The sequence below is a fragment of the Acetobacter sp. genome (assembly GCF_047721705.1).
Classification (GTDB): domain Bacteria; phylum Pseudomonadota; class Alphaproteobacteria; order Acetobacterales; family Acetobacteraceae; genus Acetobacter.
In genome coordinates this window covers 13,680-30,391 of sequence record NZ_JBDNXK010000012.1, presented here as the reverse complement: position 1 = coordinate 30,391, position 16,712 = coordinate 13,680, and the positions used below count along the sequence as shown (strand labels likewise).

Here is a 16,712-nt window from a genome sequence, read left to right as displayed (position 1 = left end):
TTACCGTCGTCTGCGTCGGGTTGATTACACACCCGAGGATGTGGCCCGCTTCCGTGATGAAGTCGCGAAGCATGTCACGCCTCTCATCGCTTCCCTTCTTGAACAGCGTCGCGCCGAGATGGGCTGGGACTCCGTGAAATACTGGGATGAGAACTTCATCGATCCCAAGGGCAATCCCAAACCGGCAGGAGGATATGACCTTCTGATCGAGCGTGCCCAAACCATGTTCGACCGCATGGGCGGCGGTCTGGGGCCATTTTTCCGGGAAATGGTCGAGGGAGGATATCTCGATCTCAAGAACCGCGACGGCAAGGCCGGAGGCGGTTTCTGCACAGCCTTCCCAGATGTGGGCATGCCGTTCATCTTCGCGAACTTCAACGGTACGCACGGTGATATCAGTGTCTTTACCCATGAGATGGGGCATGCCTATCAGAACTGGCGCAGCCGTGACCTACCGACCATTGATGAACTCTGGCCGACGATGGAAGCCGCTGAAATCGATTCCATGGGGCTGGAGTTTCTTACATGGCCTCATATGGAACTCATGGTTGAAGACGGAGCCGCCGACAGATTCCGGCGCATGCACCTGATCAGTTCCCTGAGCTTCCTTCCCTATGGGGTCTGTGTCGATCATTTCCAGCATGAAGTGTATGCCCGACCGGAGATGACACCAGCCGAGCGGCATGAAACATGGTGCAGGCTGGAACAGCACTATATGCCCTGGCGGGATTATGGGGATCTCGCCTACCCGGCCAAAGGTGGCCGCTGGCAGGCGCAGGGACACATTTACCGCAACCCGTTCTATTATATCGACTACACGCTGGCACTCTGCTGCGCGATGCAGTTGTGGCTCCAGTCACGAAGGGACGAGCCTGCGGCGATGAAAGCATACGAAGGACTGTGCGCCAAAGGCGGCGCAGCAGCCTTTACGCAGTTGGTCGCAGACGCTGGTCTTGTCTCGCCTTTCGCGCCCGGTGTTCTGGGAGATGTCGTGAAGGAAGCCACCGAAGTGCTTGGGCTCGCTGACGGCTAACCCTCTTCGACACAGTCTATTTCTGGATGAGTTTCACCTCATCCAGATCAACCGTGAGCTTGCCAACATTGGGATGTTCCATCACGGCCCTGACCGGCACCGGACCAAACCCCTCGACATTCTCGAACCAGAGCATCCCCGAATGCGGTTCGCGCAATGTCTTCGCTTTATGGCCGATGATGAAGCCAGCAACCTGATACCCCGTGAAGCCACAGCGGAGACTTGGCACTTTTTTGCTGTGTGAAACGTCCTCACGCATTTCAACGCCGTCATTGTGCATGATGAAACGGGTCAGGCGCATGCCGTCAAAGATGTTGAACGTTCCATCGCACTTGCCTGTCGAACCTATTTGAATCAGCAGCTTCGTCATGGTGGAGAGAATGTCGGCAGTGCCGTGAAGCATATTCTCCGGCACTTTTTCACGGTCTGTTTCCGGAGGATCCTGAAGCACAAGCAGCGGCACTGTTTGTGTATAATCGACAATGACATGCCTCTGCGCGTGGCGGCTCCAGCCACTGCTGTCATAACGGGCCGGCATGACATTTGGGCCATTGACGGCCCCGTGCACCACGGACTCCACGTTCAGCCGGGTGAACAGGCTGAAAAGCCCTTCAGCATGAGCAAGCAGATCAACGTCATATGTATGCGGAGTCAGACGGAAATCCGTCTTGACCGTCATCACGGGCAGCCAGTGAGAATAGACCGTATATTTCGCCGCCAGTTGGCCACCATTTGCTGGCGCAGATGGCACCAGGAAAGTTGGCGCTGGTATATCTTCGGCTTGGGCCGGAGGCACCGCAATCAATAGCCCCATCAAGGACAGACAGACCGCAAGACCACCATACAGGTAGCCTTGCTTTTGTTTCCGCCAAGCGGCCGAATTCAGAAATCCATGCTTCATCATGGAAGGCAGTCTAGTCTGAGAGGGTGTCACTCGCCAGAGACAGCCTTTCAGCCGCGATAACCCAGCCGCAGGGAAAGCGTGTGCGAGAGAGAAACGACCAGTCGTCCAATGGACTCCGCTTCTTTTTCATGGCCGCTTTTCGGTTTTGGCTGACTGACGCCCAATCCCGCCACCACCGCCCCTGTCACATCGTGCACAGGGGCCGCGAAACACCACACACCCGCCTGAATCTGCTCATCATCGACGGCGTATCCCTTTTGTCGGACAGACGCGATGTCATCCATCACCGATGCCGCCGTCAAAGAGCCCGCCGCCGATGGGGGAGCCGGCCATGAGGAGAGCGGATAAAGCGTCAGCCATTTACGAAAGGAGATCGAGTCCATCGCTCCAAGCTGAGCCATGCCGGTGGCGGTGTACATGGCTGGCAGGCGCAACCCGACATTGTAATGGACGCCAAAACCTTTCTCATTGGCCCGGCTGGCGACGTAGACAACATCGTCACCATCAAGCGTGCTCAGGCTGACAGTGTAGGCGCCCAGTTCCGGATGTTCCCCAACAAGCTGGTGAAAGGCGTTCAGAATGTCCTGATGGGGGCTGACCTGCACTACCCAGTCGAGAAGCCGCCGTCCCAAACGGTAGCCGCCATTGTGCCCGGAGGGTGCTTCCAGCAGCCCCAGCTCCGTCATCACGCTAACAAGTCCGTGAGCTGAACTTCTTGGAAGATCCAGCAACCGCGCTACGGAAGCGGCATTCAGAGGCGTATCATGGTGGGCCACGAGATCGAGAATTTTTACAGCGCGCCGGAGGGCCGGAACAGACTCATTTTCTTTCATTCTTATGCTCACGACTGTCCTTGACGGCGATCACAAGAATCGCGTATATCCGAGATACGGGATCGTGTTCAACATAATGAACAATAATAAACTGAACACGGTCTCGTCTGACAAGCCGGATTTCCCAAAATCATTCCCCGACCGCCAGACCGATCTGCTTGATATCGTGGAACTTCAGTTCCGGGTTCATCTCTTCGGTCCGGCGCATCATGAATGCTGAACTGGCGAGCAGCACGGGATCCCCATCCAGATCATCCGCCATCGAAGACCGATTGGCCGCCATAAAGTCTTCCATTCTGGCGCGATCACCCGTGATCCAGCGTGCCAGAGAAAATGGCGTAGAATCAAAACCAATCGTCACGCCATATTCACCCTTCAGCCGCTGCTGAAGCACATCCAGCTGAAGTGTTCCCACCACACCCACAATAGGCTGCGCCCCGTCCTGTGGGCGGAACAGCTGAACCACACCCTCTTCCGCGAGTTCCGTGAGCGCCTGGCGAAGTTTTTTGGCCTTCATCGCATCGTCAAGACGCACGCGACGGAGAATTTCCGGTGCGAAATGCGGAACGCCAGTAAAGCGGATCGATTCCCCTTCGGTCAGTGTATCGCCAATGCGCAGCGTGCCGTGATTGGGAATACCGACAACGTCACCCGCATACGCCTCCTCCGCCAACTGCCTGTCACGCGCGAAGAAGAACTGCGGCGTATGCAGCACGAAGCTTTTTCCGGTTCGCGTGTTCGTAAGGCGCATCCCGCGTGTCAGCTTGCCTGAACAGACACGCGCGAAGGCGATGCGATCTCGGTGATTCGGGTCCATGTTGGCCTGAATCTTGAAGACCAGCGCCGTCATCTGCGAGGCATCTGCCGAGATCATTTCATTCTCAGTGGCCTGCGCGCGCGGAGGCGGCCCGAAGGCGACCATGGCATCCAGAAGGTCCGTGACGCCGATTTCCTTCATGGCGCTACCGAAGAACACTGGCGTGAGGTGCCCTTCATCAAATGCCTCTTTATCGAATGGCGGAAGAGCCGCTTCCACCAGTTCCAGTTCTTCCCTCACCTGCACCATACGCGGATCAGTCTCGTCGACCGGAACGGTCGTATGGACCTCACCCGTCCGGATATCATACGTGCCGATAAAGGTCGCAGCACGACCAATCGGCCAGGTCAAAGGCGTCGTATCCAGAGCCAGCGAGGAAGAGATTTCGTCCAGCAGTTCGAATGCGTCCCGCGACTCACGGTCCATCTTGTTGATGAACGTGACAATCGGAATGTCGCGCAGCCGACAGATTTCAAACAGTTTGCGCGTCCGGTCTTCGATACCTTTCGCCGCATCGATCACCATGACAGCAGCGTCAACCGCCGTGAGTGTGCGGTAGGTATCTTCCGAGAAGTCTTCATGGCCAGGTGTGTCGAGCAGATTGAAGACACATCCACCATATTCAAATGTCATCACGGACGTGACGACGGAAATGCCACGCTCCCGCTCAATCCCCATCCAGTCCGAACGGGTGCGGCGTCGTTCGCCTTTGGCCCGCACATTCCCCGCAAGCTGAATCGCCCCACCAGCGCGAAGGATCCGCTCGGTCAGCGTTGTCTTACCGGCGTCAGGGTGAGAGATGATTGCGAAAGTGCGGCGCCGACTGATTTCGCCAGCAAGAGAGGACAAAGAGGCGGATCCGTCGTTTCTTTCTGTCATGATGTCGGCTTCTGAAACGCTTTCTGGCGGATGAAAACAGGAACGCCGGACAGAGAATGTCTCCGCCCGGCGTTCGAGAAAAACAATCCGGCCACCCAAGATGAACCGGATATGTCTGAAATCAGCGAGAGTAGAACTCGACCACGAGGTTCGGTTCCATCTGCACCGGATAAGGAACATCAGACAGTGTCGGGGTGCGCACGAACGAACCCTTCATCTGACGATGATCGGCTTCCATATATTCCGGCACATCGCGTTCGCCGCTCTGGGCAGCGTCAAGCACAACAGCAAGCTGCTTTGACTTTTCGCGAACTTCAATCACGTCGCCCTCGCGAACGAGGTAGGACGGAATGTTCACTTTCTTGCCGTTAACCAGCACGTGGCCATGGTTGACGAACTGACGTGCAGCGAACGGTGTGACCGCAAATTTCAGGCGATACACAACGGCGTCCAGACGACGCTCCAGAAGACCGATCAGGTTCTCGGAGGTGTCACCCTTACGGCGGACGGCCTCTTCGTAATATTTACGGAACTGCTTTTCGCTGATGTTGCCGTAGTAACCCTTCAGCTTCTGCTTCGCCATCAGCTGGACGGAGAAGTCGGAAGGCTTGCCCTTACGGCGCTGACCGTGCTGACCCGGGCCGTATTCGCGGCGATTCACCGGAGACTTGGCGCGGCCCCAAAGGTTTACACCAAGGCGACGGTTAATCTTGTACTTGCTCTCAAGGCGCTTGCTCATAGTGCGCGCTCTACCTTTTTCAAAAACAGCGAACCAAAGTCTTGCGACTTGCTTTCGCCTGTGACGCCGGTAGTCTCCAACCCAACACGGACTGAAGCGGGCGCGTCCCGTATTACCGTCGCGGGGGAGCATATACCCCGAACGACGGCCGGTCCGTCCACGTTCCCGGCAATGGTTCGCGCTCCTAAGCGAAAACGTGTTTTTTGTCAATCAAGACCACGCTCATTTGGAAACAGACTGATGGAATTAAGGCAACTGAGATATTTCGTGGCCGTTGCCGAACATGGCAGTTTTACAAAAGCCGCCATGGCTCTGGGAATGGAACAGCCCCCTCTGAGCCAGCAGATCAGACAGTTCGAAAAACAGTTGGGCGTGACATTGTTTCATAGACTGACGCGCGGGGTCGAGCTGACTGATATCGGAACCGCGCTCCTCGGACATGCACAAACCATTCTTTCGATGGGAGAGGATTTCTGCAGTTTCGCGCAGGGTCTGTCGCGCGGTGAACGCGGGCATTTGCGGGTGGGCCTTGCCGGTGCGGTTCCTCTGCTCCCCATGATTCCCCGAACAATCAGACGCTTTCGGGAGGCGTGGCCAGAAGTCAGCGTTTCCTTTGAAGAGAGCAATACACCTGCCCTCTCTGTAGCACTGCATGAACGACGCGTTGATGTTGCTATCGTCCGACCACCTGTTCCAGATGACGAGGACCTCGCTGTTTATCCGCTTTTTGATGAACCGACGGTTGTGGCTCTTCCCAATGGCCATGCGCATGAAAAAGACGGCGCCATCAGACTGGAAATGCTGGCGAACGAACCGCTGATCATCTTCCCACGGGAACTAGGTCCGGGTTTTCACGATGCTATTCTGTCAGCCTGCCAACATGCGGGCTTCACCCCGCGCATGGGACAACAGGCACCCCAGATCGCAGCAACTGTTCCGCTAGTTGCCGCAGGTCTTGGCGTTTCAGTCGTACCCCAATCACTTTCGCAGATTCATGCAGGCGGCGTGACCTTTCATCCGATCACCCCCCCTGCCCCGACGGCAACACTGGCCATCGCGCTCCTAAAAGGTCATCCGGCACCGCTGGTCGGGAAGTTTGTGAACGCCCTTCGTGAAGCTTGCAGCGATGAAAACTCTCTCATTTCATAGCCAAGAACAAAAATTCTTTTAAGCGACAGAGAGTTTGAAATTTCCCTGCTGTGATGGATCAACCGTTTTTGCTGAAGAGGTATCACGCAGGCCGTCCAACATATCCTGGTTCACATCAATCAAGGGCTTCAGCGGCAAATCGTGCAACATGGCGCGGATACTATATCGTGTAGACCATACAGCCAGTTTGAGCAGATCATTTTTCACTACTTCAGGCGTATCGTTACTCTCCATGCCCACCTCACGCAAAACGGCAGACCAAAGCTTCTGATTCATGGAAAGAGCATGAATTCTCTTTTTATGATCCGACGCATTTTTTAGCAGCGCGATCGTCTGTCCAAACGCCATACTTTCAACCTGACGCGGTGACATGGCATTGGCTGTGTTTTGATTATAACGCTTCAAACCATAGTTCATTGTTGCTCACTCCACTTCAGAAAACTGTTTCTGCCCGGCATGTTCAGCAATAAATTTGGGAAGAACCGCCGCCGCCAAATTCACGGCATGGCTGAGACTGCCTGGTTGAGAACGGAAAATTCTCATGGTCGGATACCATGGACTGTCATCACGGTTCTCCTGCCAACGCCAGCAACAATCGCTTCTCGTCAGCATCCAGACCGGCTTTCCCATAGCGCCGGCCAAATGTGCAACAGACGTGTCGACCGTAATCACAAGATCCAGATGAGCAATAATAGCTGCCGTATCTTCCATATCTTCGACATGATCCATCGGATCAAAAATTTCCGGTCCAGCCCAGTTTTTCAATTCTTCTCGTCGTTGCCCGAACTGCAAATTGATGAAACACGCGCCAGGAACTTCAATGATAGGGCGGAAACCGTTGAGATTGATTGAACGGCTCCGATAATTGTAGCCACGACGGGGACGATTTTCTCCCGCCCAGACTATGCCAACACGTAAACCAGGCCAATCTGGCAGCCAAAGCGCAGATTCCTCAATATTCTGTTTTTCTGGATACAGATACGGAATGGAAGCCGGAATATTTCCACCAAGTTGGCTCACAAGTGCCAAGGGAAGAGATAAGATAGAGCAACTGACATCATAGGCGACGCCGCTTTCATCCGGCCCCACAATCTGCACATGTTTACTGATTGATTGAGCCAAACGCTCAAGTGGCTGAGGGACCGAAACTATAACCTTCGCACCCTTTCTTTCCAGAAAAGGCACATAACGTATAAACTGGATGACGTCACCCATCCCCTGCTCCCAATAAACAAGCAGAGTTTTTCCATAGATGGAACTGTCACCCAACCATGGATTCTTGAAATTGTTTCTTTTATATTCGTCAGGCGTCAATTCTCTGAATTTCCACCCTTCGCTATATTGACCGCTCTTCAACAGAGCCAGCATCAGGTTATATTCCACAGCCCGAACCGAAGGTGCAGCCTGCAGATATTCACGGAAGACTTTCTCTGCTTCATCCGACCTGTTCAGCGCATACAAAGCCAGACCATACTCATTCAGCAGTGATTGACGCATATGAGGATGAGTTTGAAGGATCCCTTCAATAATGTTCAGGCAAGCCTCAAAGCTGCCTGCCGATATCAAGGCAGAAGCGAGAGGCTCCGCGAATATAATATTATCAGGATTTTGCGCGAATAGATTCTTGTAGACTTCACACCCTTCCGCAATGAGACCAGCTCCGATCAATTGTCGGCCTAATATCTCTGTAAGCTTTGGGCTGGAGGGGTAATTTTGTTCGCGCCACTTGAGCGCTGCTATAACAATTTTGGGGTTTTCTGCCGTAGCCATAGCTGCCGCAATTTTCGTTGCACACGCCAGATCCGCTACATGAATCATGAAGAGATCAAGCAACTCTTCGAGTGGCTTGATTCCAAATTTATTAGTTGCCAACTGACAAGTAAGCGCGTTAATTTTCCAATCTATGTTTTTCTGATTAAGTGAAAACGCTTTTCCATAAGCACTTCCTGCCTCATCAGTTTTATTCAGAACAGCAAGAACATGACCGAGAAGAGCATACCCGTCAGCCCATTCAGGATAAGCATCAAGATATTTTTTCATCTCTTTACTAAAGTATTCGAAATCTTGCGTTTCTGCTATTTTCTGTAATCTATTGGATATTTTCTTTAAATCAAATTTCTTTTTCATATTTACCACTTAGCAGCAAAAAAAACGGGGAGACCGAAGCCTCCCCGCCACCTACCCTCAGCGGAAGAGGCTGAGAATGTTCTGCGAAGAAGATTTGGCAACACTAAGCGAGGAGATCGCCAGCTGCTGCTTCGTCTGCAGAGAGGTAAGTTTCGCACTTTCAGCAGCCATATCGGCGTCTGTCAGAGCGCCCACGCCTGTCGTCAGAGAGTCTGACAGGTTTGTGGAATACGAAGTCATACCGTCAACGATTTTAGCCTGAGAACCAAGCGTAGAAGCCACATCGGTCATGGCCGTCATAGCGTTCTGAACAAGGGTAATCAGATTGGCAATACTGGAACCGGAGGTCAGCGCTCCGCTACCGTTAGTATTGGTCACAAAGGCATTCGAACCGGCTACTGAGGTGCCAGCAGAAAGAGTATCACCCGCCGCCATTTTGGACGAAAGACCAAGCGCGTCGGTCAACGTCGTCTGATCTTTAGACGCATCAGATCCGACAACGGTATAAACCACCTTACCAGCACCACTCGCCGTGTCTGTGGCATTCGTAATCGTGTTCGTTGAACCCTGAAGGCTTGTCACATAGATCAGCGAGTCAGCCGTAACAGGACCAGCCGAACCAGCAGTACCACCGTTGGCAACATTGCTGTCGTCAGCCGTGCTCAACAGATTCACACCATTGACCGTTGCGTTACGGGCAAATGTGTTGATCTGATCAAGATAGCTGTTGATTTCATCAGACGTCTGAGCCAGAGCCGTCGGATCACCCTGGTTATCACCCAGCGAGGTAACTGCCGTCTGAAGAAGAGCCAGCGTGCTGATGATGTTGCCGACAGCGGTCGATGTCGTGCTCAGCGTGCTGGCAGCAAACGAGAGACCATCCGATACGGCGCTAAGACCAGAGATGTTACCATTCATCTGCTGGGCAATAGCGTATGTCGCCGGACCATCCTTGGAAGACGAAATCTTCTGACCCGTTGAAACGGTGTTTTCTGTATCGTTCAGCGCAGAAGTAGTCGCATTGAGGCTCTCAAGAGCGACCATTGAGGCTGTGTTGGTGTTGATTGAAAGTGACATTGGATTTTCTCCGTTAATGAAACTGCATTTTTTCGCAGCCATCTAATAAAAGACCAAAAAACCTAACGGAGCGTTAAGGGCCTTCGGATTTTTCCGATTCGAGAGGAAGAGTTGCGACCTGCTCAAGCACAGCGTCTTCATGACGGATAATGCGTCGCGCAATTTTCAGGGCTTTATAAAAATTTCCCTCAGACGCAGCTTTCATGCCTTCCGACAACAGCAGCTTGGCCGACATGGACGTCGTTTCCTGCATGAATGCCGTAATGTGGTAAATCGCCTCCGTGAGCGCTGTCACACGCTCTTCCGGCGTTCCCACATAAGCAGTCTGCAGGGCGTAATAGATCAATCGTGAGGGCGTCGTGGCTTCCTCCGGCGGCATGATTTGCCGCCCAAACAGGAAATTCGCCCTGTTTGTCAGTCTGATCTGTGTCGGAGTGAGAAAGTGGATACCGGCGCCATTGAGAATCATCCGGTCACCAGCTTCAAGTCGTATACCCAGTCCCGCCATTTTTGGTCGTCTCCATTGCGTGTTTCGCTAGAGACCGATTGTGTCGGATCAAGGTTTACAGATGGTTAGGTTCAACACTCGGATGAGCATTAGAAATCATCTGCTCAACAAATAAAAAACCGGAAGAGAGAGCTCTCTTCCGGTTTAAAATAAACCATATTCCCAAGCGTTTTTTACGCGTCCTCTTCATTATCAAGGTCACGCTGCACCTCCGGACGCCGCAACAGTTCATCGACCTCCATCGCATAATCCAACGCCGTATCAGGCTGAAAATGGATTTCCGGTGCGACGCGCAGTCGCAACTTGTGAGAAAGCTGCGTCCGTAAATAGGGCGCAATGCGCTTGAGTGCCGGCAACAGGCTTTCAATGTCGCCATGCCCCAGATCCGAGACAAAAGCCGTTGCATGTTTCAGATCAGGCGAAACGCGAACTTCCGTCACCGTAATGGTCACGCCCGTCAGTTCTGGATCACGAAACTCGGTGCGCAGAAAAACCTCTGCGAGCACACGCCGCACTTCTTCAGCGACACGTAGCTGTCTCTGGCTGGGTCCATTAGAGGAAAGGCCAGCGAGTCGCCCCGCTGGCCCCTTCTCATTCATGCGTCGGTCGTTATTCCGGCTCACGCTGGGACGACCTCCATTTCGAAGCACTCAACGACATCGCCTTCGCGCAGATCATTGTAACCCGCGAAAGAGAGGCCGCATTCATAGCCACGAGCGACTTCCTTGACATCGTCCTTGAAGCGCTTGAGTTGGCTGAGATCACCCTCATGGATGACCACACCATCACGCAGCAGACGCACGCCGCAGCCACGTTTGACAACGCCTTCGGTGACGTAACAACCCGCGACCTTGCCGACCTTCGTAATGTTGAAGACCTGACGAATCTCGGCGTAACCAAGGAACTTCTCGCGATGCTTCGGCGCGACCTTACCCTTGACCAACTGCTCGATATCGTCCGCTACCTGATAGATGATCGAGTAATAGCGGATATCGACACCGTCACGCTGCGCCATGGCGCGGGCCTGAGCCGTTGCACGCACGTTGAACGCGATGATGATGCCGTCAGAGGCTTTGGCAAGCTGGACATCGCTTTCCGTGATCTGTCCGACCGTCGCATTAAGCACGCGCACATCGACTTCTTCATGCGCAAGCTTTTCAACGGTCGTCTTGATCGCTTCGGCAGAACCCTGCACGTCAGCCTTGATGAGAACAGCGACTTCTTTCTGGTCACCTGCCTGAATACGGGCAAGCATCTGATCGAGGGTGCCACGTGCTGCCGTCTTACCGGCCGCCGTATGCTCCTTGATCTTCCGCTGACGGAACTCGGAAATTTCGCGTGCGCGGTTCTCGTTCTCGACAACCACAAACGACGACCCGGCTTCCGGCACACCCGCGATACCAAGGATTTCAACCGGCATAGAAGGCGGTGCTTCGCCAAGCTGACGGTTACGATCGTCAACGAGTGCGCGGACGCGTCCCCATTCAGCGCCAGCGACAACGATATCGCCTTTCCGCAACGTGCCTTTTTGCACCAGCACGGTCGAAACAGGTCCGCGACCACGGTCCAGACGCCCTTCGATGACCGCACCTTCTGCAGCACGATCCGGGTTCGCCTTGAGATCCAGAATCTCAGCCTGCAGAAGGATCGCTTCCTCAAGCTTGTCGAGATTGGTTTTCTTCAGCGCGGATACTTCCACGTCCTGAACATCACCACCCATCGATTCAACGACGATCTCATGGTTCAGCAGTTCCTGACGCACACGGTCAGGGTTGGCACCCGGCTTATCGATCTTGTTGATCGCAATAATGATCGGCGCATTCGCTGCCTTGGCGTGCTTAATCGCTTCAGCCGTCTGCGGCATGACGCCGTCGTCCGCCGCCACGACCAGAATGACCACGTCAGTGATCGACGCACCACGCGCACGCATGGCCGTGAACGCCTCATGACCCGGAGTATCGATGAAGGTGATCTTCGCACCGGAACCCAAGGTGACCTGATACGCACCAATATGCTGCGTAATGCCACCCGCTTCGGCTGCCGCCACGTCCGTTGTACGGAGCGCGTCAAGAAGCGAGGTCTTGCCGTGATCGACATGGCCCATCACCGTGACGACTGGCGGACGGGGCTTCAGATCCTCATCCTTGTCCTCGACGCCTTCAATGCCGATCTCAACGTCGCTTTCCGCAACGCGACGGACACGATGCCCGAACTCCTCGACAACCAGTTCGGCCGTGTCGGCGTCAATCGACTGGGTCACGGTGGCCATGACACCCATTTTCATGAGCGCCTTGATCACTTCACCCTGACGGGCTGCCATACGGTTCGCCAGTTCCTGAACCGTGATCATTTCAGGCAGCACCACATCACGAACGACGCGAACCTGATCGGTTCTCAGACGCTCGAGTTCAGCCTGACGACGTTCACGCTCGCGCTGACGACGAACGGAGGCCAGTGACCGTGTCTTGTCGTCATCACCTTCGATAGCGGCCTGAACGTCGATACGACCCGAGCGACGGCCCGTATCTTTCTTGACCGCACCGGAACCCTTCTTGGGAGGCGCGCTGCCTTTATTACGTGCGGGACCACGACGATCGTCCTCGCCGCCTTCCCGGCCACCACGCAGACGGAGCGTCTCGGACGCACCGGCACCACCCGCAGGCGGACGTGATGGAGAGGGCGCAGCAGGGCGTGTCTGCACGAGAGGCTTGGCTGGCATGATTGCCCGCTCAGCAAGCGGACGCAGCCGTCCAGGAGGCGGAGCCAGTGTCACGACACCCGGGATCGGCTTGTCGGAAACGATAGCGCCGCTCTCTTCTTCCGGCTCAACCGGCTTGGCAGCAGGCGTTTCGGCTTTCTGCTGGGCCTGAAGCTCCGCTTCAGCATCCGCCCGCGCTTTTTCTTCTGCCGCGCGCCGCTCATCTTCCTCGCGACGACGCGCTTCCTCCGCAGCGGACAGGATCTGTATCTTTTCCTGTTCAATGCGCTGCGCTTCTTTCAGAGCAGCTTCCCTACGCTGTTCTTCAAGAACACGCTGACGGACAGCCAGTTCAGCCTCCGTCAATCCCCGCTTGCCGGGCTGACGTCCACCTGCGCCGCGGCCACCACCAAGCCCGGCCTTCGCCGCGCCTGCCGCTGGCTTGCGGTTCTTGCGAACCTCAACCTGCACCACTTTCGAACGACCATGGCTGAAGCTCTGGCGCACCGATCCCGCATCGACCGTGTGTCCTACTTCAGAACGGCTTGCCGGCCGCAGGGACAGACGTCCCTTACCCTGATCCTGATCGTTGCCTTCGCTCATCTATCCGCCTGTTCAACCCGATCGTCGGAAACACCCGACGCACGCAACCCGGTCTCCACGACCAAGCCCGCAAAACGTTCATTATCCTGCCGCAACCGGTCAGCCAGACTGCCAGTCCGCAGAGCCGCATGCACAACGCGCTCACGGCCAAATACTTTACCCATTTCCGCAGCCGTCAGGGCCTTCACCACTGGCAGACTACGGGCACCAGACAGAAGTCTGACGCATTCATCCGGGCTTCCGTCAGTCGCCTGCACGACCAACCCGGCGCTCCCGGTCTCTATCCACCCTCTGACCTTCGCATAACCGCAGACAGTCTGGCCCGCGCGTCGCGCCAGACCCAAGGTCTGCGCCATACGACGAACAAGGCCATCTACGACCATACCGGCTAGATCGGGTGGAATCACGACCTGACACCGCGCGGCGCGAGAGAAGGCCCCACGAGTCCGAGCGGTTTCTAGCACATCTCTCCGCGCACTCAACCAGATTCCCCGTCCGGGCAGACGCGCATCCAGGTCAGGCACCAGAGCAGACCCCGGTCCGATCACGAAACGCAGCATTTGCGAAGGCGGGCAGCACTCACGTGTTACCACACATCGCCGCAAGGAGCCTTTTTCATTTTCCTCATACAACTCCGCCTCTTCAGGAGCATCAGCCCCCGAAGAAACCGGAAGAGGAGAACCGGATTCGGTGCTTCTTATATCACAAGAGCGCTCATTGGTGGACGTCGTGTTCAGAAGACACCTCCTCTGAAGCTGCTGGAGCTTCAGTATTCTCGTCCTCGAACCAGTGAGCACGCGCCTGCATGATAATCTCGTTGGCAGCGTCTTCGTCGATCGCTTCCGTTCCAAGAATCTCAACCAGTTCGTCGCCCGCCAGATCGGCGAGATCGTCCAGTGTCTTCACACCCTTCTCACCCAACGTCACCAGCATCTGGTTCGTAAAGGCGTTCAGGGCAACGATATCATCGGTCACACCGAGAGCCACGCGTTTCGCGTCAAGCTCTTCTTCCTTACCGACAAGATAGGCCTCTGCGCGACGGATCAGTTCTTCAACAACCGATTCGTCAAAACCTTCGATCCGGACCAGTTCGTCCGGTTCGGCGTAGGCCAGATCTTCGATGGAGTGGAAACCTTCCGTCACCAGCAGGCCCGCGATCACATCGTCAACATCAAGCGCCTCGACAAAGAGGCCTGAACGACGACGGAACTCTTCCTGACGGCGCTCCGATTCCTCGGCTTCCGTCAGAATATCGATATCCCAACGTGTCAGCTGACTGGCGAGACGCACGTTCTGACCACGACGGCCGATGGCAAGACTGAGCTGGTCATCAGGCACCACGACCTCGACGCGCCCGGCGTCCTCATCCATCACCACCTTGCTGACTTCAGCGGGAGCCAGCGCGTTGACCACGAAGGTCGCAGCCTGCGGGCTCCATGGGATGATGTCGATCTTCTCGCCCTGCAACTCGGCCACCACTGCCTGCACGCGCGAACCGCGCATACCAACGCAGGCACCGACCGGGTCGATGGAAGCATCACGGGAAATCACCGCCATCTTGGCGCGCGAACCCGGGTCACGGGCGACTGCCTTGATCTCGATGATGCCATCATAGATTTCCGGCACTTCCTGAGCGAACAGTTTCGCAAGGAATGCGGGATGCGTGCGGGAGAGGAACACCTGCGGCCCGCGGGTTTCGTCGCGCACATCGTAAATGTAAGCGCGCACACGGTCCGAATTACGGAATGTCTCGCGAGGGATCAGTTCATCGCGACGCAGCAGCGCTTCGGTGGAACCGATCTCAACCATGAGGTTGCCGTATTCCGTGCGCTTGACCGTGCCGTTGACGATTTCGCCCACGCGATCCTTGAACTCATCATACTGGCGCTTGCGCTCATATTCACGCACACGCTGAACGATAACCTGCTTCGCGGTCTGAGCGGAAATGCGTCCGAAATCAATCGGCGGCAGCGGATCGATCAGATGCTCGCCAAGCTGAATCTCGGGCTTGAACTTACGGGCAATGTGAAGCGGGATCTGGGTCTCTTCGTTTTCCACGCTCTCGACAGCTTCGGTCCAGCGGGAAAGACGCACTTCACCGGTCTTGCGGTCGATGGTCGCGCGGATATCCTTCTCGTGCCCGTATTTGGCGCGACCAGCCTTCTGGATGGCCTGCTCCATCGCCTCAAGGACTTCCTCTCGGTCGATCTGCTTCTCACGCGCAACTGCGTCAGCCACCAACAGCAGCTCAGGACGCGCAACAGAAGTATCCATACTCATCACAACTCCACGACAGACCCGGCGCCGACACCCAGCATCGACCCAATCCCGCATGTCCAATTCAGTGCGCCGACACAGCGCCACACCGATATGAAACCTGCATATGATAGCAACGAGGTGATTTTACCACCCCACAAGCTACTTAGTGACGCGTTCCGGGTTTCTTTTTCCCTTTTGCGCCCTTTGAAACCTGTTCTTCTCCGCCCTCAGCTTCGGACGATGGCTTCATCATCGCTTCTGTCGCCTCGATCAGAGCATCCGTGAGAACTAGACGCGCCTTCTTCAGTTCCCGAAACGGCAGCACGACTTCTTTTCCGTCATCGAGACGCAGGCGACCACCTTCTTCCGAAGCACCAAGCACTATGCCGGAAAAACGACGACGCCCTTCAACAGGAACAAGAACCTCGGCCTTCGCCAAATGACCGGCGAAGCGATCCCAGTCCTTGGGGCGTGTCAGAGGACGATCAATCCCGGCCGACGAGACCTCCAGCGTCCAATTACCCGGAATGGGATCTTCCACATCAAGCACAGCCCCGACCGCATGACTGATCTGTTCGCAGTCTTCAACGGTTATGAGCATGCCATCAGCCCGATCAGCCATGATCTGCACCGTCGGCACTTCACGTCCCAACACGGAAATACGCACGATCTCGAACCCGAGATCTTCGATAGTCGGCGCGATCAGTGCGGCTATCCGGCCTTCGAGGCCAACGTGACTTGATAGGTCTTCGTCCAACACAGAAAAGGCGGCCTGTAAGGCCACCCCCCACAATAACGGAGATGAAAGGAATGACTTTTCCTAGGCCATTGACTGACCAAGCGCAAGCGCAAAGAATCACACGCGAATTTTACGCAGTCATTACAATGGATAAAGGTTTGTAACCTTGCAGATTATCCCTTGCGTGGAGCGAAAACCCTCTGTCTGATAAGCTTTGACATGAACAGGCCCCTCTCTCCAACGCCCCAAAGACAGCCCGAGCCCGGCCCCGGCAACAACGGGATGCGTCTGGCCGTGGGGGGGGGGGGGGGGGGGGGGGGGGGGGGGGGGGGGGGGGGGGGGGGGGG

The 16,712-nt window shown here is 55.5% G+C and carries 15 protein-coding genes; 2 read left to right on the top strand and 13 right to left on the bottom strand.

Features of this window, described 5'->3' with window-relative positions; all coding sequences use genetic code 11:
- A partial coding sequence (locus ABF824_RS03540; protein WP_415486469.1) for a M3 family oligoendopeptidase occupies positions 1 to 1,033 on the top strand: 1,033 nt, incomplete at its 5' end.
- 16 nt (positions 1,034 to 1,049) lie between these two features.
- Here the strand turns inward: ABF824_RS03540 and ABF824_RS03535 are convergent.
- From ABF824_RS03535 to rpsD, 4 genes are all read right to left on the bottom strand, one after another.
- On the bottom strand, positions 1,050 to 1,937 hold the full coding sequence (locus ABF824_RS03535) for a DUF3108 domain-containing protein (protein WP_415486468.1): 888 nt from the start codon (positions 1,935 to 1,937) through the stop codon (positions 1,050 to 1,052).
- A 47-nt stretch (positions 1,938 to 1,984) separates the two neighbouring features.
- Complete coding sequence (locus tag ABF824_RS03530) at positions 1,985 to 2,770, bottom strand: IclR family transcriptional regulator (protein WP_415486467.1); 786 nt, start codon at positions 2,768 to 2,770, stop codon at positions 1,985 to 1,987.
- A gap of 130 nt (positions 2,771 to 2,900) precedes the next feature.
- The gene (locus ABF824_RS03525) at positions 2,901 to 4,466 is read right to left on the bottom strand and encodes a peptide chain release factor 3 (protein ID WP_415486466.1); all 1,566 of its coding nucleotides are present in this window, start codon (positions 4,464 to 4,466) and stop codon (positions 2,901 to 2,903) included.
- A gap of 121 nt (positions 4,467 to 4,587) precedes the next feature.
- The gene (gene rpsD, locus ABF824_RS03520) at positions 4,588 to 5,205 is read right to left on the bottom strand and encodes a 30S ribosomal protein S4 (RefSeq protein ID WP_415486465.1); all 618 of its coding nucleotides are present in this window, start codon (positions 5,203 to 5,205) and stop codon (positions 4,588 to 4,590) included.
- A gap of 240 nt (positions 5,206 to 5,445) precedes the next feature.
- Here rpsD and ABF824_RS03515 point away from each other — a divergent pair, with 240 nt between their 5' ends.
- Positions 5,446 to 6,354 (top strand): LysR family transcriptional regulator, encoded by a 909-nt coding sequence (locus ABF824_RS03515; RefSeq protein WP_415486463.1) that lies wholly within the window; start codon positions 5,446 to 5,448, stop codon positions 6,352 to 6,354.
- A gap of 18 nt (positions 6,355 to 6,372) precedes the next feature.
- Here the strand turns inward: ABF824_RS03515 and ABF824_RS03510 are convergent, their stop codons facing one another.
- From ABF824_RS03510 to rimP, 9 genes are all read right to left on the bottom strand, one after another.
- Entirely contained in the window at positions 6,373 to 6,771 is a 399-nt protein-coding gene (locus ABF824_RS03510) for a flagellar biosynthesis regulator FlaF (RefSeq protein WP_415486462.1), read from the bottom strand.
- Positions 6,772 to 6,777: 6 nt separating this feature from the next.
- On the bottom strand, positions 6,778 to 8,481 hold the full coding sequence (locus ABF824_RS03505) for a glycosyltransferase family 9 protein (protein WP_415486461.1): 1,704 nt from the start codon (positions 8,479 to 8,481) through the stop codon (positions 6,778 to 6,780).
- Positions 8,482 to 8,538: 57 nt separating this feature from the next.
- Positions 8,539 to 9,558 carry a flagellin gene (locus ABF824_RS03500; protein WP_415486460.1) on the bottom strand — a complete coding sequence of 340 codons (1,020 nt, stop codon included), beginning with the start codon at positions 9,556 to 9,558 and terminating at the stop codon, positions 8,539 to 8,541.
- A 73-nt stretch (positions 9,559 to 9,631) separates the two neighbouring features.
- Complete coding sequence (locus ABF824_RS03495; protein ID WP_415486458.1) at positions 9,632 to 10,066, bottom strand: flagellar biosynthesis repressor FlbT; 435 nt, start codon at positions 10,064 to 10,066, stop codon at positions 9,632 to 9,634.
- A gap of 173 nt (positions 10,067 to 10,239) precedes the next feature.
- Positions 10,240 to 10,665, bottom strand: coding sequence for a 30S ribosome-binding factor RbfA (rbfA, locus tag ABF824_RS03490; RefSeq protein ID WP_415486496.1), 426 nt, complete (start codon positions 10,663 to 10,665; stop codon positions 10,240 to 10,242).
- Positions 10,666 to 10,685: 20 nt separating this feature from the next.
- The gene (infB, locus tag ABF824_RS03485; protein ID WP_415486457.1) at positions 10,686 to 13,367 is read right to left on the bottom strand and encodes a translation initiation factor IF-2; all 2,682 of its coding nucleotides are present in this window, start codon (positions 13,365 to 13,367) and stop codon (positions 10,686 to 10,688) included.
- Positions 13,364 to 13,999: an RNA-binding protein gene (locus ABF824_RS03480; protein WP_415486456.1), complete on the bottom strand. Its 636-nt coding sequence runs from the start codon at positions 13,997 to 13,999 to the stop codon at positions 13,364 to 13,366. The genes infB and ABF824_RS03480 overlap by 4 nt, the downstream gene beginning before the upstream one ends.
- A gap of 82 nt (positions 14,000 to 14,081) precedes the next feature.
- Positions 14,082 to 15,641, bottom strand: coding sequence for a transcription termination factor NusA (nusA, locus tag ABF824_RS03475; RefSeq protein WP_415486495.1), 1,560 nt, complete (start codon positions 15,639 to 15,641; stop codon positions 14,082 to 14,084).
- A gap of 148 nt (positions 15,642 to 15,789) precedes the next feature.
- On the bottom strand, positions 15,790 to 16,410 hold the full coding sequence (gene rimP, locus ABF824_RS03470; protein WP_415486455.1) for a ribosome maturation factor RimP: 621 nt from the start codon (positions 16,408 to 16,410) through the stop codon (positions 15,790 to 15,792).
- Between the last annotated feature and the right edge of the window lie 302 nt (positions 16,411 to 16,712).

Excerpts from the sequence above, each read along its gene's own strand:
- ABF824_RS03535 (WP_415486468.1), bottom strand. The coding sequence starts at position 1,937 with ATGATGAAGCATGGATTTCTGAATTCGGCCGCTTGGCGGAAACAAAAG.
- ABF824_RS03530 (WP_415486467.1), bottom strand. The coding sequence starts at position 2,770 with ATGAAAGAAAATGAGTCTGTTCCGGCCCTCCGGCGCGCTGTAAAAATT.
- ABF824_RS03525 (WP_415486466.1), bottom strand. The coding sequence starts at position 4,466 with ATGACAGAAAGAAACGACGGATCCGCCTCTTTGTCCTCTCTTGCTGGC.
- rpsD (WP_415486465.1), bottom strand. The coding sequence starts at position 5,205 with ATGAGCAAGCGCCTTGAGAGCAAGTACAAGATTAACCGTCGCCTTGGT.
- ABF824_RS03515 (WP_415486463.1), top strand. The coding sequence starts at position 5,446 with ATGGAATTAAGGCAACTGAGATATTTCGTGGCCGTTGCCGAACATGGC.
- ABF824_RS03510 (WP_415486462.1), bottom strand. The coding sequence starts at position 6,771 with ATGAACTATGGTTTGAAGCGTTATAATCAAAACACAGCCAATGCCATG.
- ABF824_RS03505 (WP_415486461.1), bottom strand. The coding sequence starts at position 8,481 with ATGAAAAAGAAATTTGATTTAAAGAAAATATCCAATAGATTACAGAAA.
- ABF824_RS03500 (WP_415486460.1), bottom strand. The coding sequence starts at position 9,558 with ATGTCACTTTCAATCAACACCAACACAGCCTCAATGGTCGCTCTTGAG.
- ABF824_RS03495 (WP_415486458.1), bottom strand. The coding sequence starts at position 10,066 with ATGGCGGGACTGGGTATACGACTTGAAGCTGGTGACCGGATGATTCTC.
- rbfA (WP_415486496.1), bottom strand. The coding sequence starts at position 10,665 with ATGAATGAGAAGGGGCCAGCGGGGCGACTCGCTGGCCTTTCCTCTAAT.
- infB (WP_415486457.1), bottom strand. The coding sequence starts at position 13,367 with ATGAGCGAAGGCAACGATCAGGATCAGGGTAAGGGACGTCTGTCCCTG.
- nusA (WP_415486495.1), bottom strand. The coding sequence starts at position 15,641 with ATGGATACTTCTGTTGCGCGTCCTGAGCTGCTGTTGGTGGCTGACGCA.